Origin of the sequence: Thiohalocapsa sp. (assembly GCF_022340605.1) — a bacterium.
Classification (GTDB): domain Bacteria; phylum Pseudomonadota; class Gammaproteobacteria; order Chromatiales; family Chromatiaceae; genus Thiohalocapsa.
The window spans coordinates 1-21,075 of sequence record NZ_JAJDNQ010000013.1 but is presented as its reverse complement, the minus strand read 5'-3'; the positions used below and the strand labels follow the sequence as shown (position 1 = coordinate 21,075).

The window sequence follows — 21,075 nt, the reverse complement described above, 5'->3', positions numbered from 1 at the left end:
GCAGCTGCGAGAAGCGTCCCTCGCTGCACATCGACGGCAGCGAGCGGTGTTTGGAGCTAAGCTCGCGGGTTACGTTCAGCCACCGAGAATCGCGCCATGAAACCCGTGCCACTTCGCCTGAAGAAAGACCAGGAACGCCGCCTGCTGGCCGGTCACGCCTGGGTCTACAGCAACGAGGTGGACACGGACGCGACGCCGCTGAAAGACATGGAGCCAGGCCAGCCGGTGGAGCTCATCGCGCAGCGTGGACGCTGGCTCGGTCACGGTTACGTGAATCCGCATTCGCTCATCTGCGCCCGGCTGGTGAGCCGCCGGCGCGGCCAACCGCTGGGCGCAGCCTTGCTGGCACATCGCATTCACGCCGCGCTGGCGCTACGTGAGCGGCTCTACGCGGCGCCCTTCTACCGGCTCGTGCACGGCGAGGGCGACGGCCTGCCGGGGCTGGTGGTGGACCGCTACGGCGACCTGCTGGCGGTGCAGATCACCACGGCCGGCATGGAGCGGCAGAGGCCCCTGGTGCTGGCGGCGCTGGAGCAGGTGCTGCGACCGACACGCATCGTGCTGCGCAACGACACGCCGGTGCGGGAGCTGGAGGGCCTGCCGCAGCAGGTGGACTGGGTGCTCGGCGACGACCCCGGCGAGATCGAGCTCGGCGAGGGCGCGGTGCGCTTCGGCGTGTCGCCGGGCGGCGGCCAGAAGACCGGCTGGTTCTTCGACCAGGCGGACAATCGGCTGGCGCAGCACCGCTTCGGCACGGCACGGCGGGTGCTGGACGTCTGCTGTTATCTCGGCGCCTGGGGGCTCCAGGCCGCCGCCGCGGGCGCCGAGTCCGTCACCTTCGTGGACAGCGCAGAGAGCGCATTGGCGCGGGTGACCGCCAACGCCGAGCGCAATGGTCTAGGCCAGGGCCTCACCGGGCGCATCGAAACCCTGCACGGCGACGCCTTCGAGGTGCTGCGGGCGCTGCGCGACGACGGCGCGAGCTTCGAGCGTGTCATCCTGGACCCGCCCGCCTTCATCAAGCGGCGCAAGGACGAGCGCGAGGGCGCCCGTGCCTATGAGCGGCTGAACCGGCTCGGGCTGGCGCTGCTGGCGCCCGGTGGCCTGCTGATCACATCATCGTGTTCCTTCCACTTCGGCCGCGACGCCTTCCTGCACGCCGTGCAGTCCGCCGCCCGCCGCAGCGAGCAGGATCTGCAACTGTTGCTCGCCGGCGCCCAAGGGCCGGACCACCCGGTGCACCCGGCCATCGCCGAGACCGCCTATCTCAAGACCTTGTTCCTGCGGGCACTGCCGCACGACTGAGCGCGCGCCGCGGCCGGCATGGACCTGCCCCGGCCGGCGCCGCCGAGCCGAGCGGCGCACGCGCGCTCAGCCCAGCTCGGCAGTCAACCAAGTGGACATGGGCCATGCTGTGGTCGTGCCCATCTGGTGCTTCTTCGCGGCGCGGCTGTCGGCCTGGCTGGCGGTGCGGCTGCCGGAGCGGCCAGCCGATGCCGCCGCGCCGGCGGCACGCTCGCGGCTGGAGCGCCACTCCGATGAGTGCCGGCGGTGTGGCACAACGATCCGCCGCCCGCGAACCCGGGATGCCCGCAGCAAAAAGCCCGCCCCGGCGTGATCCCCGGGACGGGCTCTTCGCGCTCGCCTGAAGGCCGGACAAGGCCCGCGACGGCCGTCCGGCGGCTCGGACACTTCGCCTACTTGATGGACTGGTAGTAGTCCATCAGGATCTGCGCCACCTCCGGCCGGCTGAACTCCGGTGGCGGCGCGATGCCGTTGCCGAGCATCTCGCGCACCTTGGTGCCGGAGAGCAGCACGAAGTCTTCCTTGGTGTGGTCCGGTGCCTCGCGCATCATCACCACCTTGTTCAGCTTCTTCGAGTAGGCGGTGTGGTCGGCCTTGAAGATCTCGATGTCCAGCGCACCCTCGGGCACCTGCTCATCGAAGATGGTCTGGGCGTCGAAGGCACCGTAGTAGTCGCCGACACCGGCGTGGTCACGGCCGATGATGAAGTGGGTCGCGCCCATGTTCTGGCGGAAGTAGGCATGCAGCACCGCCTCGCGTGGACCGGCGTAGAGCATGTCGAAGCCGTAGCCGGTGACCATGGCGCTGTTGGGTGGGAAGTACAGCTCCACCATCTTGCGGATGGCCGCATCGCGCACCGGCGCCGGGATGTCGCCGGGCTTGAGCTTGCCGAGCAGCATGTGGATCACCAGGCCGTCGCACTCCAGGCGCTCCATGGCCATGTGGCACAGTTCCTCGTGCGCCAGGTGCATCGGGTTGCGGGTCTGGAAGGCGACGACGCGCTGCCAGCCGCGCTCGGCGATCTCGTTGCGGATCTCCACCGCGGTGCGGAAGGTGTCCGGGAAGTCGTCCTGGAAGTACGAAAAATGCAGTACCTCGATGCTGCCGGAGATGGCGATGCGCCCTTGCGAATTGAAGGCGGCCACGCCCGGATGCTCGCTGTCGAGCGTGCCGTAGACGCGCTCGGTGAGCAGCGCCATCTGCTCGTCGCTGACCTCTTCGATGGCGTCCACGTCCATCACGGCGAGGATCGGCTCACCGTCCATGTTCGGGTCGCGCAGTGCAATGCGCCGGGCGTCGCCGATGACCGACACGTCCGGCACCAGGCACATGATGGGCACCGGAAAGAACAGGCCGGCGGTGGTACGCATGGTCGCGGCGACGCTGAGCGCATCGGCGACATTCATGTAGCCTTCGAGCGGCGTGAAATAGCCGCCGCCCATCATCACGGCGTTGCCGGCGGCCTGGGAACTGATGGTGAGGGCGGGCAGACCCGCCGCCTCATGCATCAGCGTGTGATGGCGGTCGGGGTCGTAAACGAATCGTGGCTTGAGTTCCGCGGAACCTACGGGTTTGATCATGGGAGCCTCGGGGGTTGACGCTTCTCTATAGCCGAAGCCGGCTGGATGGGGCGCGGCGGCGCATTGCGGCGGGCACTCGTGCCAGCCACGATGGCGTCGCGTGCGGCGCAACGGCGCTCGGCGCGAGATCGCGACCGCTGCTGCCACGCGGAAAGCGCCCTGGACCTTACCACAGCCCGCGTGGTGGTTTTCCCAGGTTTTTCCTATGACGGGCTTAGGAGAACTTTAGTGATCGACAACCCTGCGCCCGGTCGCCGCCAAACGCGCGGCACAAGCGGGCGGCCAGGCGCCGCACCTTGCTTTTCGGTAAGGTTTCTGAGAAAACCGGCGCACACCCGCGGGCTTCAACAGGTTGCTGGCTGGCCGGCGCCGTCTCGCCGCCAGGGCGGCCGCCGGCGCGCCCCGGCGATGTGCGATCCGGGAATCGCGCGGGCTGCGGCCCATGCCCCGATGTTACAGAGGTAACCCGATGCCCTACTTCGTCTACCGCGTCTCGCCAAACTTGGAACTGCGCTATATCGACACCAAGGACCGCTACCAGGAGGCGCGTACGCTGGTGCGCAGCCTGCGCGAACAGCGCACGCCGGATGACGACGGTGACTACCGCCTCATCTTCGCCCACCAGCAGGGCGAGGCAGAAAAGCTCTTGTCGACACCGCGCGACGAGCGTGTCATCGGCGAAGACTGACGCCGGCGGCAAGCCGGCGCCGCTCCGATGGAGCACAATCGGCACCACGCCGCCGCAGAACAAGACTGGCTCAAATGACCGAGAACGCCAGCAGCACCGCCGGTAAGGCCGCACAGCACGCGGCGGCGCTGTCCCACTGTCGGGCGCCGCTGCTGGAATACTGTGCCGAGCGCTTCAGCCTCATGCTCGACCAGGCCAACTCCGCGCTGCTGGACTTTGCCGAGCGCGCGGAATCCAACACGGTGCAGGGCCGCTTCTTCGAGGCCATCTCCCATCTCAACCACCACCGCGGCGGCATGAAGCGCTGCTTCCTCGAGTACGTCGTTCAGGGGTTCGAGCAATTCGGTCACGCCCCGCCGCCGCCGGAGACGAGCCTCGACGCCGCCCCGGAACTGTCGCTCATCGCCCCGGACGAGATGGAAGAGTCCGTGGCCTGCGAGAACATCATCATCAAGGCCAACGCCAACTGTTTTCCGGAGCTCTATGCGCTGAGCCAGCGCCTCGCAATCATCAACGACGGCAACCGCATCAACGACTACGAAATCGTCGGCGGACCCTATCAGCTGGTCCACGCGCTGCGCGCGTCGCTGCGCCCGGTGGAGGTGGACGTCAAGGTCAAGATCGTCCTGTACGCGCTGTTCGACAAGGTGTTGGTGCGCGACATGCTGTCGGTGTACCACCGCATGAATCAGACGCTCAAGGAAGACGGCATCCTGCCCCACATCAAGCCCGTCAGCGTCAAGAAGGCGCGCGAGCGGGAAATCCGCGAGCGAGCGGCGCAGGAAGAGCGGCGCGCCGCGGCCCCCGAGACCGAGCAAGGCCCGGATTGCCTCGGCAACGAGCTGTTCGACAACATCCTCGATCTCATGTCGAGACGCCATGGCGGCTCCCCCACCGGCGGCGGCAAGTCGCCGCTGTCGCGCGCGGAGGTCGCATCGGCGTTCGACAAGCTCCCGCAGCAGCGCCCGGCCGCCACCGCGAGCCGCGGCGGCACCGAGATGCAGGTGGACGAACGTTTCGTCGGCCGCGTCAAGCAGGCCCTCGAAAGCGAGCGCGAGCAGGTGCTGGATGCCCTGGACCGGGACAAGCTGTCGCCGGTGGACGCGGACCTGATCGACCTGATCGGCCTGCTGTTCGAGTACATGCTCAACGATCCGGTACTGCCGAACTCCGCCAAGGCACTCATCAGCCACCTGCATACGCCCTACCTCAAGCTCGCCCTGATCGACCGGCGGCTGCTGGTGAACAGCGACCATCCCGCGCGCCGGCTGCTGGACGAAATGGTGGAGGCCGGTAGCCTCTGGATGGAGGAAACTCACCCCAACCGCGGCATCTACCCGCACATTCAGCGCGTGGTGGACCGGGTGCTGCAGGAGTTCAGCGACGACGTGTCGCTGTTCGACGAGCTGCTGGAATATTTCGACGGTGCCGTCGCCGAGCAGCGCAAGCGCACCGACACCATGGAGCGCCGCACCACCGAGGCCGCGCGTGGCCGCGAGCGCCTGCAGCTCGCCCGCCAGCGGGCCGCCAAGGAGATCCAGGCGCTGACCCACGGGCGAACGGTGCCACCGCCGCTGCTCGCCTTTCTACGGCAGACCTGGCTGGACCTGCTGGCGTTCATCCTGCTGCGCAATGATGCGGGCGAAGACAGCGAGGACTGGTCCGATGCACTCGACGTCGCGCAGCAGCTGACCGGGCTGTTCGATCCGAAGCTGGACGAGGCCGCACTCGAGAGCCGCCTGCAGGGTCTGCCCGGCTTGCGCGCGCGCATCCGCAATGCCGTGCGCAGCCTCGGCAGCCACAACCACGCCGCAATGGAGCGCCTGAACACACTCCTCGACGACCCTCGCGAATGGCGCGAGCGGGCCGAGCGCGAGGACGGCAGCCAGGAGGTCTCCGCCGACAATGCAACGCCGGCCAGCTACATGCGCGCCATTGTCGACGACAGCGACGAGGCGGACCTCGACGACGAAGAGCGGGCCATGATCGAGCGCCTGCGCAAGACCAAGTTCGGCACCTGGTTCGAGCTGAAGGGCGACGACGGAGGCCCGTCGAAGCGGGTCAAGCTGTCGTGGATGAGCCTGTTGACATCCACCTGCATGTTCGTCGACCGCGCCGGGATGCAGGCGGAGGTGAAGACCCTGCGCGAGCTCGCCCGCGAGATGCTCTCCGGCCAGGCGCGGGTCATTCCGAAACAGCAGCACCCCTTCATCGAGCGGGCGCTGGTGTCGATCCGCAAGGCGCTGAGCCAGGAGGAGATCGACGCCGCCGAGGGCCAGCTGCGGTACGGCGCAGAGGTAGGCGCGTCCGCGGCAACGACGACACAGCCGGCACCCGCGCGGCCGACGCCCGCAACACCGCTGCCAAGCGCCGCTCCGGCCGAGGCCGCACGCGCCGAGGACCCGCCGGACGGCACCCCGGCGGCAGACCCGCCAACCGCATCGGGCTGAGCAACCGCGCCGCGCGGGCGCCCCCCACCCGGGCGCCAGCCTTGCGCCGCCCGTGTCGATCCCGTGCCCGCCCCCACCGTCAGCGTGCTGCTGCCGTTCCGCGACGCCGCGGCGACGCTCGACACCTGTCTCGCCTCCATCCGCGTCCAGACCTGGACGGATTTCGAGGTGCTCTGCATCGACGACGGCTCCCGCGACGGCGGCGACGCCATCGCCGCCACCCATGCAAGCGAGGACCCGCGCTTCCGTCTGCTGCGCGCACCGGCGAGCGGGCTTGTCGCCGCGCTCAACTTCGGCCTGCGCCAGGCCCGCGCACCGCTGGTGGCGAGGATGGACGGGGACGACCTGATGCACCCGCGCCGCCTGGAACTGCAACAAGCCGCGATGACAGCGGACACGGATCTGACCGTCCTCGGCTCACGGGTGCGCGCCTTTCCCGCGGCCGCGCTCAGCGACGGCTTTCGCGCCTACGTGGACTGGCAGAACACCTGCGTCACCGAGCAGGATATCGCCGCCGATCTCTACCTGGAGGCGCCGCTGGCACATCCGTCGGTGATGTACCGGCCGGAGCGCATCATCGCCGCCGGCGGCTATCGCGACGGCCCCTTCCCCGAAGACTACGAGCTGTGGCTGCGCCTGCACCGGCTCGGGCATCGCATGGGCAAGCTGCCGCGGCCTCTGCTGCGCTGGCGCGATCATCCGGGTCGCCTGACCCGCGTCGACCCCCGCTACGCCCGGGAGGCGTTCGACCGCCTGCGGGCGGAGCACCTGGCGGCGGATGCGCGGCTCGCGGCCCACCGCGAGCGACTGGTGATCTGGGGCGCCGGGCGGCGCACCCGTCGGCGCGTGGCGCACCTGCTGGCGCACGGCTTCCAGCCCATGGCCTGGATCGACATCGACCCACGCAAGCTGGGCAACCGCATCGGCGGCGTGCCCGTGGTTCCGCCTGACTGGCTGCGCGGCCGCGCGCCGCGGCCGTTCGTGCTCTGCTATGTCGCCAGCCACGGCGCGCGGCCCTGCATCGATGCCGAGCTCGAGCGGCTCGATTTCCGCAAGGGCGCCGACTACCTGCACGTGGGCTAGTGCAGCACTGCCGACGGCTCAAGAGCGATGCGCCAGGCGCTCCGTGGCCAAGTGGCGCAGCACCCTTTGAACGTAGTCCTGGGTCTCGCGGTAGGGTGGAATCTGGTAGTCGTACTTCTTCACGGCATTCTCGCCGGCGTTGTACCCCGCCAGCGCCAGGCGCAGGTCGCCGTCGAACAGATCCAGCAGGAAGCGCAGATAGGCCGAGCCGCCGCGGATGTTCTCCTCCGGATCCCAGATGTTGCGGACGCCGAAGCGCGTCGCCGTTTGCGGCATCAGTTGCATCAGGCCGCAGGCACCGGCGTTGGACAGCGCATTGGCCTGGTAGGCCGACTCGGTGCGGATAACCGCATGCACCAGGGCCGGGCTCAGACCGTAGCGGGCCGCACTGTCCTCGATCAGATCCCGGTAGCGCGCGCGGCGCACCGACATGGAGCCGCTCACCGGTGCCGACGGCCGCGCCGCGGACACGCTGAGAGAACGGGCGTCGAGGCGCGCCTTCACCTGGGCCATGGCCTCTTGCTGACGCTGGCGCACCGCCTCGGACTGCTTCTTGTTGTCGGCGACGAGGCGCTTGGAGGTCCGCTTCCACTCCAGGCGCAGGTGCTCGCCCGCCAGTGGCTCGTCGGAAAAGTAGATGTTGCCGTCGGTGTCGACGTACTTGAACACGTCCGCGGCGGCGAAGGACGCGAAGGCGCCGGCCATCAGCCAGATGGCGGAAAACGCCGCCACGCGGCACCAGTCGAAGCGGACGACTTGGGGAGAAATCGGAAGTGACGCTGCGCACATACGGGTTTACCCTGTGCCGTACGTGTAAGGTTGCGGGGATGAGACACAGTATAGTAGCACGGGGACGGAGTGGTATGGATTTTCCCCTTTGATTTAGCCACTTGCGATCTTTTTGTGACTCGGTGCATAAAAATCCGCCGGCAACCGTCAAATTTGCCGCAAAGTTATTGCAATTCACTTCTCGCCGACTATAATCAAATTGCACAATAAGTCGCTAAAGTGGGGGAATGTCAATGAATCGCCGTTATTTTCTCGGCGTGGGCTTGGCTGTTGCGTCCACACCAGTCTGGGCACGTCGCGCTGCCGCCACAGAAGTGCGTACGTTGTCAATGCACCATTTGCATACTGATGAGCGCATGACCGTCGCCTACCGGGTCGGCGACAACTACCAGCGCAGCGCACTGAAACGCCTGAACTTCTTTCTCCGCGACTTCCGCACCGGCGACGAGACCGCAATCGATCCGCAGCTCTTCGACTTGCTCCACGATGTCAAGTGCCGACTCGGCCACGAGGACGGCACCTTCGAGATCATCAGCGGCTATCGCTCCCCACATACCAACGCAATGCTGCGGCGCACCTCCTCCGGTGTCGCACGACGCAGCCTGCACATGGTCGGCCAGGCCATCGACGTACGCCTGACGGAAATGCCCACCCGCAACATCCGCGACGCGGCGCTAATGCTCGGCCGTGGCGGTGTCGGCTACTATCCACGCTCCGACTTCGTCCACCTGGACACCGGCCGCGTGCGCCGCTGGGGGGCCTGACCACCCTCCCCGCACCGCTCGGGAAGGAGTCACAAGCGACCGAGATTGCGACACGGGTGTAGCGAGCCTGCCGCCGTCAGCCGCCCGTTCCCCGGGCCGGGGAACAGCGGCGGCAGGTCGGGTGTCCTCGCTGACTCCCCGAATCCAGGCGGGCTTTCCAACACTGGCCCGACGGCTGCCAGCAGCGCCGCGCCATTCCAGGACCCGCCCATCGTGCCGTCAGGCGCATAGACCTGCCGATCCATCTCCTCCACCAACGCCAGCGCCGCCACCCCCGCTCCACGCTCGCGCAGCACCGCGACGATCCCCCGTTGTCCATCCGCCGCCGGATGCGGCCCTGCCCAACCCGCAAGCGCGCGCCGCGCCGACTTGGCATCGTTACGCTCACAGGCGCGCCGTAAGCGACTGACCCATTGGGCTGTTGACGGCAGGTGAGCAGCCACCGCATCGCCGCCGGCAGCCGGTCCGCCCCGCGCGCGCCGCTCCCACAGCCAGAGCAGCAGGGTCGTCAGCCACGCGAGAGCAAAGACGAGCGCGAGCCACGGGGCACGCCAAACGGCGTCCGACTGCACCTTGGCCGGCGCACGGTTGACCTCGTCGGCGAGCAGCAGGTTGTGAAAGATAGGCTCGCGGTCGAAGCGGAAGGAGCCGTCCGCGGGCCAGTAGACCTCGGTGCCGGTCAGGTCCGCCGGCAGCAGGTCTGGCGTGAACTGGAGGCGGTGGAAGTCCCCTTCGATCCGGGCCGCCAGCGCCTTGATGGCGCTGGTCTTGGCGAGTCCGGGCGCACCCCCCACCAGCAGGTGGCCGTCGGCGAGCAGGGCCACCAGCAACCGGTCCACAAGGCGCTGCTGGCCCAGGATATCTGCTCGCCGATGCGCCGGCGCAGCGCCAGGAGCTCGGCATGGACCAAGTCCTCCGGGGCGTTGTCGCGCACTGCCACTTGCTGGGGGTCCTGCATGGTGCTCAGCGCTTCGGTGTGCGGCGGCGCGGCGGCCGCTGGAGTTACCCGCCGACGGAAAACGGGAGAATTACCCGGCGGCCTCCCGCTTGGCGATATAAGCCAGCGCCCGGTCGATGCGGCGCAGCACCGCTTCCTTGCCCACCAGGCGCAGGGTCACATCGATCCCCGGCGACGCCGCGCGGCCCACCACGGCCACCCGCAACGGTTGGGCCACCTTGCCCATGTTCAGCTCCAGTTCCTCCGCGACGCGCTCCACCACGCGGTGCAGCTCCTCGTCGCGCCAGTCGTCCAGGGCCAGCATGTCCAGCTCTGCGCGCAAGCGCTCCAGCGGCTGACGGGCCACTGGGCGCAGGTGCTTCTTGGCCGCCGCCGGGTCGTAGTCGTCGAAATCCCGGTAGCAGAAGGCGCTGATCTCGGCGAGCTCCACCAGGGTCTTGGCGCGCGCGGCCTGCGCCTGGACCACGTCCACCGGGTCCGGCCCCCCGGCGGGGTCGATATCGAGGTGGCCGAGCTGGGGGCTCAGCAGACGGGCGATGCGCTTGGGGTCGCCGTGCTGGATGTAGTGCTGGTTGAGCCAGTCGAGCTTGTCGGTGTTGAACGTCGAGGCCGCCTTGTTGACGTCGGTGATGTCGAACAGCTCGATGAGGTCGTCCAGCGAGAACACCTCCTGGTCGCCGTGGGACCAGCCGAGGCGCACCAGGTAGTTGATCAGCGCCTCCGGCAAATAGCCCTGGTCACGGTAGCTGATGACGCTCACGGCGCCGTGGCGCTTGGACAGCCGTGTGCCGTCCGGGCCGAGAATCATCGGCACATGGGCGTAGCGCGGCGGCTCCTTACCCAGCGCGGCGAGAATGTTCATCTGCCGCGGGGTGTTGTTGACGTGGTCGTCGCCGCGGATCACGTGGGTAATACCCATGTCGGCGTCGTCCACCACGACGGTAAGGTTATAAGTGGGCGAGCCGTCGGTGCGGCGCAGGATGAGGTCATCCAGCTCTTCGTTGGCGAAGGGGATGCGGCCGCGGATCATGTCGTCCACCACCACGGCGCCGTCCACCGGATTGCGGAAGCGCACCACGTGGGGCTGCTCCGGATCGACGTGGCGCGAGCGGCAGTGACCGTCGTAGCGGGGCTTGAGCTTGGCCGCCATCTGCATATCGCGAATGCGGTCCAGGCGCTCCTTGGGGCAGTCGCAGCGGTAGGCGAGGCCCTTGTCCAGCAGCTCGTCGATGACGGCGTTGTAACGCTCGAAGCGGTCGGTCTGGTAGAACGGTCCCTCGTCGTAGTCCAGCCCGAGCCAGCTCATGCCCTCCAGGATGGCGTTCACCGACTCCGCCGTGGAGCGCTCCAGGTCGGTGTCCTCGATGCGCAGCACGAACTGACCGCCGTGGCGGCGGGCGAACAGATAGCAGAACAGCGCGGTGCGCGCACCTCCAACGTGCAGGAAACCGGTCGGAGATGGGGCGAAACGGGTACGGACGGTCATCGGCGGGACTGGATGGCTGGGCTTGTGGATGCGGCGGCATTCTAGCAGAGCCGCGGGACTTGCCTGCGGCGACGCCGGTCGATACATGCGGAGTCTGCACCAGGACAGGCGGCATCGCCACGTGTCCACGCGCGCCGCGCCGGCCGCGCGCTTCGCAACCATCACCGAGGACTGCCGATGAATACCAACCGAATGCCCGCCCTGGTCCTGGCCGCGGTCGGGGTGGCGCTGATCGTCGCCGGGCCGCTGCTGCCGGGTGGCGAGCGGGCCGTGGTCAACGACCCACCGCGCACCGGCCACGTGACGGACCTCGCCCGTGCCGACGACGGCAGCATCCTGGTCGGCACCCAGCACGGCGAGCTTTGGCGCTTCGCGGACAGCACCTGGGGCCGGATCGGCATCAACCTCGACAACCAGCCGGTGATGTCGCTGTCCGCGGACCTGGCGGCTGATCCGCGCCACGGCCCCATCGGCACCAGCGGCGGATTGGTGAACGGACCGCCGGCGCTGCGGCCGGTGCGCCAACGCGTCAGCGACGTCATCATCACCTCCGCCGGGCTGGTGGTGGCTACCGGCGACGGTCTGCTGGTGCAGGGCGACAGCACCTGGCGCCGGCAACTGGCGGGGGTGCAGGTCTACCGGCTGGGGGCGCAGACCGTCGCCGGCAGCGACCATCTGCATGCGGGTACCGTGAATCAGGGCGTCTTTACCGCCCCCGTGGCCAACCTCGCCGCCTGGTCGTCCGACAGCGTGGGGCTGCCCGAGCACAGCAACGTGTTCACATTCGCCGTTACCGCGGGCGGCCGACTCATCGCCGGCACCGACGCGGGGCTCTACTGGCAGACGGCGCCCATGGAACGCTGGCGGCCGCTCAGGGTCGGACTAGAGCACGACCGCATGCTGTCGCTGTACCTGCAGCCGGCGCAGGACGGGCAGCAGCGGCTGTGGATCGGCAGCGACAAGCACCTGTACCGCGTCGATCTCAAGGAAGACGACGGCGGCGTCGAGGCGCTCGCCTACGCGGCACCCATGGCCGGCCCGGATGACGGACTGCGCTACGGCGTGAGCTGGATCGTGCCGTTCGCGGACGGCGTTATGTTCAGTGCCGGCAGCGTTTACCAATTCGGCCGCTTCGGATTCGCGGGCTGGTACTGGGTGTCGCTGCTCGGGTTGCTGTTGCTGTTGCTGGGGGGGCGGCTCTTTCCGCCCCCCCAGCAAGACACGCCGGCACGCGGACTGATGGCGGGCTGATCGGGGTGGGCTGACCCGGGCAGGCTGTTCGGGGCAGGCTGTTCGGGCGCAGGTCGAGGGGGGGCGATTGTGCCGCCTGCCCCGGCGTTGACGGCCATGGGGACTGACACCGATTGCCTGCCCGTGTTCCCCACGCCCGTGCGGAGTACTGATGCCACACACCGGGGCCACACACCGGGGCCACACACCGGGGCCGGTGGCGAGCGCGCAATTGAGGGTTTAGACTCTCGCGGTTGCTGACAGCGCCACGGCAAACGCCAAGATTTTGACGTTTACCACGGGCAGGACGCCCGGACATTTTTCAGCGGCTCATCGGCCGCGGAAAATGCGCGCCTCGCGAGACCGGAGTCCGGCGAGGCATCGTCGCTCTCGGCCCGACCCCGAACAAGCAACGGCCGATGGTCGGCAGCTCCGAATTGCCGGAAGTACGCCACCGGCCGCCCCGCCCACACCCGAGGAGTCCATCATGTCCGAAGTCAAGATTTACGAAGTCCCCGCCGACCTTGCCGCCACGGCACACATCGATGAGGAGCGCTACCGCACCATGTACCAGCGCTCCGTGGACGACCCCGAGGGCTTCTGGGCCGAATACGCCGATAAGTTCGTCACCTGGTTCAAGAAATGGGACCGGGTCATGGACTACAGCTTCGACGCCGAGAACCTGTACATCCGCTGGTTCGAGGGCGGCAAGCTCAACGTCTCCTACAACTGCCTGGACCGCCACCTCGAGACTCGCGGCGATCAGACCGCGCTGATCTGGGAGGGTGACAACCCGGAAGAGGACAAGCACATCACCTACCGCCAGCTGTACACCGATGTGTGCAAGCTCGCCAACGTGATGAAGGCCCGCGGGGTGCAGAAAGGTGACCGCGTCTGCATCTACATGCCTATGATCCCCGAGGCCGCCGTGGCGATGCTGGCGTGCACCCGCATCGGCGCCGTGCACTCCATCGTCTTCGGCGGCTTCTCGCCGGACTCGCTGCGTGACCGCATTCAGGACTCCGAGTGCCGGCTCATCATCACCTCCGATGAGAGCGTGCGCGGCGGACGCCATGTGCCGCTCAAGAAGAACGCCGACCAGGCCCTGGCCGAGTGCCCCAGCATCGATACCTGCATCGTCGTCAAGCGCACCGGCGGCGACATCGCGTGGACGGAGGGCCGCGACGTCTGGTATCACGAGGCCATTGGCGCCGCGGACGACGTCTGCGAGCCCGAGCAGATGGACGCCGAGGACCCGCTGTTCATCCTCTACACCTCCGGCTCCACCGGCAAGCCGAAGGGCGTGCTGCACACCACCGGCGGCTACCTGGTGTACGCGGCCATGACGCACATGTACACCTTCGACTACCGCGACGGCGAGGTGTACTGGTGCACGGCGGACGTGGGCTGGGTCACCGGCCACACCTACATCGTCTATGGCCCGCTCGCTAACGGCGCCATCTCGCTGATGTTCGAGGGCATCCCCAACTACCCGGACATGTCCCGCTTCTGGCAGGTGGTGGACAAGCACAACGTGGCCACCTTCTACACCGCCCCCACCGCCATCCGCGCCCTGATGCGCGCCGGCGACGAGCCGGTGAAGCAGACCTCCCGCAAGAGCCTGCGCATCCTCGGCTCCGTCGGCGAGCCCATCAACCCGGAGGCCTGGGAGTGGTACCACAACGTGGTCGGCGACGGGCGCTGCCCCATCGTCGACACCTGGTGGCAGACCGAGACCGGCGGCCACCTGATCACGCCGCTGCCCGGCGCCACGGCGCTGAAGCCGGGCTCGGCGACACGGCCCTTCTTCGGCGTGGTGCCGGCCCTGGTGGACCCGGCGGAAGGCACGCTGCTGGACGACGCCGCCGAGGGTGCACTGGTCATCACCCGCCCCTGGCCGGCGCAGATGCGCACCGTCTACGGCGACCACCAGCGCTTCGTGGACACCTACTTCAAGCAGTATCCGGGCTATTACTTCTCCGGTGACGGCGCACGGCGCGACGGTGACGGCTACTACTGGATCACCGGCCGCATCGATGACGTGCTCAATGTCTCGGGCCACCGCCTCGGCACCGCCGAGATCGAGTCCGCGCTGGTGCTGCACGACGCCGTGGCCGAGGCCGCGGTCGTGGGCTACCCGCACGACATCAAGGGCCAGGGCATCTACGCCTATGTCACACCCATGGCCGGCGTGGAGCCCACCGACGAGCTGAAGAAGGAACTGGTCAAGCTGGTGCGCACCGAGATCGGCCCCATCGCCACCGTGGACATCATCCAGTGGGCACCGGGCCTGCCGAAGACCCGCTCCGGCAAGATCATGCGCCGCATCCTGCGCAAGATCGCCGCCAACGAGGTGGGAGCCCTAGGCGATACCTCGACGCTTGCCGACCCGACGGTGGTCGACGACCTCATCGACAATCGCGCCAACCAGTAACGCCGCCCGGCGGTGCAGCCGGTTCGCGAGGCGCCGTCGTCCGCGGTGCCTCGCGGCCTTCGTAATCCATCCCCACCACGGCCCGGACCTATAGGATCAATCTCCGCGGCGCAACCACGATCGGCTGCGCTTGTTCAGACTATCCAGGATACAAGTGCACCTCACAATCACGGAGCTTTCTGTCTTGCCATCCTTGCCGAGAGTCGGCGTCTACGTCGACGCCGAGAACATCCGCTATAACGGCGGCTATCAAATGCGTTACGACGTGCTGCGCAGCTTCGCGGCACGAGAGAACGGCGTCCTGCAACGCCTCAACACCTATATCGCCTTCGACACCGAGCGCGCGCGGGAGGACATCGACTACGGCAAGAAGTCCCGCGCCTACCAGCAGATGGTGCGCGACTTCGGTTGGAAGATCACCGTTAAGCACGTGCGCCGCTACACCGATGAAGCCGGCAACGTTTCCACCAAGGCCAACGCGGACCTCGACATGGCGGTGGACGCCATGCTGCAGGCGGAAAAGCTGGAGCAAGTCATCCTGGTGACTGGTGACGGCGATTTCCTGCAGGTGGTGGACGCCCTGCAAAATCGTGGCTGCCGGGTGGAACTGATCGGCTTCAAGAATGTTTCACGGCAACTGCAGCAGGAGGTGGACGCGTTCTGGTCTGGCTTCCTGATCCCGGACCTGCTGCCTGTCTCCTATGAGCCACGCAACGAATGGGGCAAACCGGGCTCCTGCGTCCGCGGCGTCTGCACCAAGTGGTTTCCGGACAAAGGCTATGGCTTCCTGCGCTTCATGAGCCATATCTCCCCGAACATGTGGATCACCGATTCACGCGACCCGGAATCACCCTATGTCAGCGTCTTCTGCCACGCCAACGAGGTGGCCGAGGACGTGAGCGAGGACATGCTGCTGAATCGCGAGACCATCCTGGAGTTCTATCTCGCCGAGAGCGAGCAGAAGGACAACGGTCTGGTAGCCCAGAACGTGCGTCTCGCGTTCGGCGTCAATCGTTGAACCGCGAACCGGGGCGCACTTCACGCGCCGATGGACGGACTAAACTGACAGGTGGACGGTCCGCCTCGGCAGGGCCGCGCGGCGCAATGCCAACGCCCCGCGTCCCCGCCCGGCGACGCGCTCGCGAACGGCCCGCCGGGGAGGTGTGCCGCCTGCACGAGCCGCAGGGCAGCAGACAAACACGCGGCGCCCGGGGGCGCCGCAGACAGACGCCGAGGTCGTCCGCGTCGCCGGCCGGCACTCCCTCGATATGGGCGCCGGCGCACAGCAGCCCCCAATCGCCGCCGGGGACAAACGAGGTCCTTCAATGTCCACCGAACAGGCACATATCCTCCCCAGCGGCTTGGCCAGGCGTCTGGTCCGCGACAGCCTGTTGACCCAGCAGCAGGCACAGAACGCGCACATCGAGGCAGCGCGCCGCCGCCAGCCGCTGATCCAGTACCTGGTCGCCGAGAAGATCCTCGACAGCCGCAGCATCGCCGTCGCCGCCTCGCAGGAGTTCGGCGTGCCGCTGCTGGACCTGGACGCCATCGACCGCCAGGTGATGCCCTTCACGCTGGTGGACGAGAAGCTCATCCGCAAGCACCGCGTGCTGCCCATTCACAAGCGCGGCAACCGGCTGTTCCTGGCGGTATCCGACCCCACCAACGACCGCGCCCTGGAGGAAATCCGCTTCAATACCGGCATGGCCACCGACGCCATCCTGGTGGAGGAAACCAAGCTCGCCGCCGCCATCGATCAGGCGATCGATGCCCAGGACACCACCATGACGGACCTCATGGACACGGACCTGGACAACCTCGACATCGCCACCGACGACGAGCAGGGGGCCGGCGACGATTCCGACCTCAACGTGGACGACGCGCCGGTGGTGCGCTACGTCAACAAGGTGCTCGTGGATGCCATCGCCGCCTCGGCGTCGGACATCCATTTCGAGCCCTACGAGAAGTTCTTCCGCATCCGCTACCGCCAGGACGGCATGCTGCGCGAGATCGCCAACCCTCCCATTAGCATCTCCTCCAGGCTGGTGGCCCGGCTCAAGGTCATGTCGCGGATGAACATCGCCGAGCGGCGCGTGCCCCAGGACGGGCGCATCAAGCTCAAGCTGAGCCGCACCCGCGACATCGACTTCCGCGTCAACACCCTGCCGACCCTGTATGGCGAGAAGGTGGTGCTCCGTATCCTCGACTCCAGCGCCGCCAACGTCGGCATCGACCAACTCGGCATGGAGCCGGAGCAAAAAACAGACTTCATGGAGTGCATCCGAAAGCCCTACGGCATGATCCTGGTGACCGGCCCCACCGGCTCCGGCAAGACCGTCTCGCTCTACTCGGCGCTGAACATACTGAACGAGCCGGACATCAATATCTCCACCGTCGAAGACCCAGTCGAGATCCAGGTGGCCGGCATCAACCAGGTGAACATGAACCCGAAGACGGGCATGACCTTCGCGGCAGCGCTGCGCGCCTTCCTGCGCCAGGACCCGGACATCGTCATGGTGGGTGAGATCCGCGACCTCGAAACCGCCGAGATCGCCGTTAAGGCGGCGCAGACCGGCCACTTGGTGCTGTCCACCCTGCACACCAACGATGCGCCCCAATGCCTGACCCGCCTGGCGAACATGGGCGTGCCGCCGTTCAACATCGCCTCTTCGGTGCTGCTGATCATGGCGCAGCGCCTGGCGCGAAAGCTCTGCCCCTACTGCCGCCAGGAGGACGACCTACCGCGCGAGGCGCTGATCGAAGAGGGCTTCACGGAAGAGGAGATCGCCGAGGGCATCACCATCTACAAACCGGTCGGTTGCGACCGCTGCGTGGACGGCTACAAGGGCCGCGTCGGCATCTTCCAGGTGATCAAGGTGTCGGAGGAAATGGGCCGGCTCATCATGGAGGGCGGCAACTCCATCCAGCTCGCGGACCAGGCGGACAAGGAAGGCTACGCAGACCTCCGCCGCTCCGGCCTGCGTAAGGTCAAGGCCGGCGTCACCAGTCTCCTGGAGCTCAATCGCGTCACCAAGGATTAATCCCTTCTTTGCACAGGCAAGACCCATGGCGGTCACAGCAGTCCGGAAACCCAAGCCAGAAAAGGCCTACGTCTTCGCGTGGGAAGGCGTCGACCGGCGCGGCAATCGCATTAAGGGCGACCTACGCGCTCCGAGCGTCGCCATCGTGCGCGCGGACCTGCGCCGCCAGGGGGTCAACCCCACCAAGGTGCGCAAGAAGCCCCAGCCGCTGTTCGGCAGCGGCAAGCGCAAGATCACCAGCCAGGACCTCACCGTCTTCAGCCGCCAGCTGGCTACGATGATGGCCGCCGGCGTACCGCTGGTGCAGGCCTTCGACATCGTCGGCCGCGGCCACGACAACCCCAGCATGCAGGATCTGCTGCTGGGCATCAAACAGGACATCGAGAGCGGCACCGCCATGGCCGAGGCGCTGCGTAAGTACCCGCTCCACTTTGACGACCTGGTCTGCAACCTAGTGGCCGCCGGCGAGCAGGCGGGCGTGCTGGACGTTCTGCTGGACAAGATCGCCACCTACAAAGAGAAGACCGAGTCCATCAAGGGCAAGATCAAGAAGGCGATGTTCTATCCGGCGGCGGTAATCGCCGTCGCCGTGGGTGTCACGGTCATCATCATGCTGTTCGTGATCCCGCAGTTTAAGTCCATGTTCAGCAGCTTCGGTGCCGACCTGCCGGCCTTCACGCTGCTGGTCATCGCCATCTCCGACTTCATGCGCGAATACTGGTGGGCGCTGTTCCTCGGCGCGGGGGTCTTTGTCTGGGGCATCGTCAAGCTCTTCCAGCGCTCGCGGAAGTTCCGCGAGCTCATCGACCGTGTCTCGCTGAAGATTCCAATTATCGGCAATATCCTGAACAAGGCCGCCATCGCCCGCTTCGCCCGCACGCTGTCCACCATGTTCGCCGCGGGTGTGCCGCTGGTGGAGGCGCTGGACTCGGTGGCCGGCGCTACCGGCAACATCGTCTACAGCAATGCGGTGCAGAAGATGCGCGAGGAGGTCGCCACCGGGCAGAGCATGCAGCTCACCATGCGCCAGCGGAACCTGTTCCCGCACATGGTGGTACAGATGACCGCCATCGGCGAGGAGTCCGGCGCGCTCGACGAGATGCTCGCCAAGGTCGCGGACTTCTACGAAGAGGAAGTCGACAACCTGGTGGATGCGCTGAGCAGCCTGCTGGAACCGCTGATCATGGTGGTCATCGGCGGCCTGGTGGGCAGCCTGGTGGTGGCCATGTACCTGCCGATCTTCAAGCTGGCGGCCGTCGTCTGAACATCCATGGAATATGCCACCACAACGCTGAGCACCCTATCCGAGACCCCCGTGCTGCTGTTCACGGCCGTGGTCATGCTGGGCCTCATCATGGGCAGCTTCCTGAACGTGGTTATCGCCCGCCTGCCGCGCATCATGGACGCGGAGTGGCGGCGGGACTGCGCCGAGTTCGGCGCGGCGACGCCGGGTGCGGAAGCCGCGAGTCCGGCGACCGACGCCGATCCGCCCGACACCAATCCGGACGCCACCACTGCGGAAGCACTCACGCTCTCGCGTCCCGGGTCCCACTGCCCCCACTGCGGCCATCGCATTCCGCCGTGGGAGAACGTCCCGATCCTGAGCTTCCTGCTGCTGCGCGGGCGCTGCAGCGCCTGCCATGCGCCCATCTCCTGGCGCTACCCAGCAGTGGAGGCCCTGACCGCGCTGCTCTCGGTGGTGGTGGTCTGGCACTTCGGCCCGACGGTGCAGGCCGCGGCAGCACTGCTGCTCACCTGGGGGCTGGTGGCCTTGGCCTTCATCGACGCCGATACCCAGTTCCTGCCGGACGACATCACACTGCCGCTGCTCTGGCTCGGTCTGCTGCTGAGCCTGGGGCCGGTGTTCGTGGACAGCCACACCGCCATCGTCGGTGCCGCCGCCGGGTATCTCAGCCTGTTCGCGGTGTTCCACGCGTTCCGGCTGCTCACCGGCAAGGAGGGCATGGGCCGCGGGGACTTCAAGCTGCTGGCCCTGTTCGGCGCCTGGATGGGCTGGCAGGCGCTGCCGCAGATCGTGCTGCTGTCAGCGGTGCCGGGTGCGGTGTTCGGCGTCGCGCTGATCCTGAGCGGCCGCACCGGGCGTGAGACGCCGATCCCGTTCGGACCCTTCCTCGCCATCTCCGGCTGGATCAACCTGATCTGGGGCCACGACATCACCACCGCCTACCTGCGCTGGAGCGGACTTGCCTAGCACCTCGTCCCCGGCCGGGCTGCGCCCCTTCGCCGTCGCCCTGACCGGCGGCATCGGCAGCGGCAAGAGCGCCGTGGCGGAGCTCTTCGCCGCCCACGGCGTCACCGTCATCGACGCCGACGCCGTCTCCCACGCCCTCACCGCGCCGGGCGGCGCGGCGCTCGCACCCATCGCACGGGCCTTCGGCGCCGAGGTCATCCGCCCCGACGGCGGCCTGGACCGCGCCGCGCTGCGCGAGCGCGTGTTCGCCGACCCCGCCGAGCGCCGCCGCCTGGAGGCGATCCTGCACCCCATGATCCGCGCCCGGATGCAGGCCGACCTCGCCGCGGACACCGGCCCCTACGCCCTCCTCGCCATCCCGCTCCTGGTGGAGACTGGCCAGACCGACCTCGCCGACCGCATCCTGGTGGTGGACGCCCCCGAGGCGGTGCGCATCGAGCGCGTCGGCCGCCGCAGCGGGCTCGCACCGGACGCGGTCCGGCGCATCATGGCGAGCCAGGCAAGCAGCACGCAGCGGCTCGCGGTGGCGGACGATATCATCGACAACAGCGGCGACCTCGCGGACCTGCGCCCGCAGGTCGAGGCGCTGCATGCGCGCTACCTGCGCCTCGCCGTCGCCGGTCAATAGGGCGCCGCACAGCCCCTGCTCCCGTCATCTCGCCTGGCCACTGAGCACCCGCATGTTCAGGGGGCTGCACTTCCGATGCTTGTGGAAGCGGCACTCTCGGCGCCGCAACCTGGCACAACTGTTCCGCCTCGTCGCGCCGTGCTGGACACCACGCAGAATGCTGGCCACCGCCCAACCACCGTTGCTAGCTTAACCGGATACAATCCAGCCGCATGGATGCTGACCGCGCCGCCTGGATTCGCCTCACCCTGCTCGGCCTGCTCAGCGGGCTGCTCGCGGGGCTGGCGGTGCTGGCGTTCCGCGGCGCCATCGAATGGGGGCAGTGGCTGCTGCTGCCGGCGGGCGGCGGCGACGGCTACGAGGTGCTGCCACTCGCCGCGCGGGTGGCGCTGCCCCTGACGGCCGGGCTGCTGCTGGGCCTGGCGTT

At 67.7% G+C, this 21,075-nt stretch carries 16 protein-coding genes and 2 pseudogenes; 14 read left to right on the top strand and 4 right to left on the bottom strand.

The window, feature by feature from the left end; all coding sequences use genetic code 11:
- Positions 1–96: 96 nt before the first annotated feature.
- Together LJE69_RS01175 and LJE69_RS01170 are read left to right on the top strand one after the other, a co-directional pair.
- Positions 97–1,305 (top strand): class I SAM-dependent rRNA methyltransferase, encoded by a 1,209-nt coding sequence (locus LJE69_RS01175; RefSeq protein WP_296920448.1) that lies wholly within the window; start codon positions 97–99, stop codon positions 1,303–1,305.
- Between the two features lie 97 nt (positions 1,306–1,402).
- On the top strand, positions 1,403–1,618 hold the full coding sequence (locus LJE69_RS01170) for a hypothetical protein (protein ID WP_296920444.1): 216 nt from the start codon (positions 1,403–1,405) through the stop codon (positions 1,616–1,618).
- Positions 1,619–1,697: 79 nt separating this feature from the next.
- Here the strand turns inward: LJE69_RS01170 and sat are convergent, their stop codons facing one another.
- Positions 1,698–2,885, bottom strand: coding sequence for a sulfate adenylyltransferase (gene sat / locus LJE69_RS01165; RefSeq protein WP_296920441.1), 1,188 nt, complete (start codon positions 2,883–2,885; stop codon positions 1,698–1,700).
- Positions 2,886–3,354: 469 nt separating this feature from the next.
- On the opposite strand from sat, the gene LJE69_RS01160 reads away from it, so the two are divergent.
- The 3 genes from LJE69_RS01160 (at position 3,355) to LJE69_RS01150 (ending at position 7,106) form a co-directional block, all read left to right on the top strand.
- Positions 3,355–3,573 carry a hypothetical protein gene (locus LJE69_RS01160; protein WP_296920438.1) on the top strand — a complete coding sequence of 73 codons (219 nt, stop codon included), beginning with the start codon at positions 3,355–3,357 and terminating at the stop codon, positions 3,571–3,573.
- Positions 3,574–3,647: 74 nt separating this feature from the next.
- Positions 3,648–6,023: a DUF1631 domain-containing protein gene (locus tag LJE69_RS01155; protein ID WP_296920435.1), complete on the top strand. Its 2,376-nt coding sequence runs from the start codon at positions 3,648–3,650 to the stop codon at positions 6,021–6,023.
- 63 nt (positions 6,024–6,086) lie between these two features.
- Positions 6,087–7,106 (top strand): glycosyltransferase, encoded by a 1,020-nt coding sequence (locus LJE69_RS01150; RefSeq protein ID WP_296920432.1) that lies wholly within the window; start codon positions 6,087–6,089, stop codon positions 7,104–7,106.
- Positions 7,107–7,124: 18 nt separating this feature from the next.
- Here the strand turns inward: LJE69_RS01150 and LJE69_RS01145 are convergent, their stop codons facing one another.
- Positions 7,125–7,838 carry a lytic transglycosylase domain-containing protein gene (locus LJE69_RS01145; RefSeq protein ID WP_296920430.1) on the bottom strand — a complete coding sequence of 238 codons (714 nt, stop codon included), beginning with the start codon at positions 7,836–7,838 and terminating at the stop codon, positions 7,125–7,127.
- Positions 7,839–8,122: 284 nt separating this feature from the next.
- On the opposite strand from LJE69_RS01145, the gene LJE69_RS01140 reads away from it, so the two are divergent.
- Entirely contained in the window at positions 8,123–8,659 is a 537-nt protein-coding gene (locus tag LJE69_RS01140; RefSeq protein WP_367114605.1) for a YcbK family protein, read from the top strand.
- A 563-nt stretch (positions 8,660–9,222) separates the two neighbouring features.
- Here the strand turns inward: LJE69_RS01140 and LJE69_RS01135 are convergent.
- Positions 9,223–9,519, bottom strand: a pseudogene (locus LJE69_RS01135) (AAA family ATPase); the annotation flags it as partial.
- 168 nt (positions 9,520–9,687) lie between these two features.
- A complete protein-coding gene (gene gltX, locus LJE69_RS01130) occupies positions 9,688–11,103 on the bottom strand; it encodes a glutamate--tRNA ligase (RefSeq protein WP_296920424.1) in 1,416 nt (471 codons plus the stop codon).
- A gap of 177 nt (positions 11,104–11,280) precedes the next feature.
- Here gltX and LJE69_RS01125 point away from each other — a divergent pair, with 177 nt between their 5' ends.
- From LJE69_RS01125 to LJE69_RS01090, 8 genes and pseudogenes are all read left to right on the top strand, one after another.
- Positions 11,281–12,354, top strand: coding sequence for a hypothetical protein (locus tag LJE69_RS01125; protein ID WP_296920421.1), 1,074 nt, complete (start codon positions 11,281–11,283; stop codon positions 12,352–12,354).
- A gap of 466 nt (positions 12,355–12,820) precedes the next feature.
- The gene (gene acs, locus LJE69_RS01120) at positions 12,821–14,767 is read left to right on the top strand and encodes an acetate--CoA ligase (protein ID WP_296920418.1); all 1,947 of its coding nucleotides are present in this window, start codon (positions 12,821–12,823) and stop codon (positions 14,765–14,767) included.
- Positions 14,768–14,951: 184 nt separating this feature from the next.
- Complete coding sequence (locus tag LJE69_RS01115; RefSeq protein WP_296920416.1) at positions 14,952–15,785, top strand: NYN domain-containing protein; 834 nt, start codon at positions 14,952–14,954, stop codon at positions 15,783–15,785.
- A 307-nt stretch (positions 15,786–16,092) separates the two neighbouring features.
- Entirely contained in the window at positions 16,093–17,808 is a 1,716-nt protein-coding gene (gene pilB / locus LJE69_RS01110; protein ID WP_296920413.1) for a type IV-A pilus assembly ATPase PilB, read from the top strand.
- Positions 17,809–17,833: 25 nt separating this feature from the next.
- The gene (locus LJE69_RS01105; protein ID WP_296920410.1) at positions 17,834–19,072 is read left to right on the top strand and encodes a type II secretion system F family protein; all 1,239 of its coding nucleotides are present in this window, start codon (positions 17,834–17,836) and stop codon (positions 19,070–19,072) included.
- Positions 19,073–19,078: 6 nt separating this feature from the next.
- Positions 19,079–20,020, top strand: a complete 942-nt coding sequence (locus LJE69_RS01100) for an A24 family peptidase (protein ID WP_296920406.1) — start codon at positions 19,079–19,081, stop codon at positions 20,018–20,020.
- Positions 20,013–20,648 carry a dephospho-CoA kinase gene (gene coaE, locus LJE69_RS01095; protein ID WP_296920404.1) on the top strand — a complete coding sequence of 212 codons (636 nt, stop codon included), beginning with the start codon at positions 20,013–20,015 and terminating at the stop codon, positions 20,646–20,648. The genes LJE69_RS01100 and coaE overlap by 8 nt, the downstream gene beginning before the upstream one ends.
- 212 nt (positions 20,649–20,860) lie before the next feature.
- Positions 20,861–21,075: pseudogene (locus LJE69_RS01090) on the top strand (chloride channel protein); the annotation flags it as partial.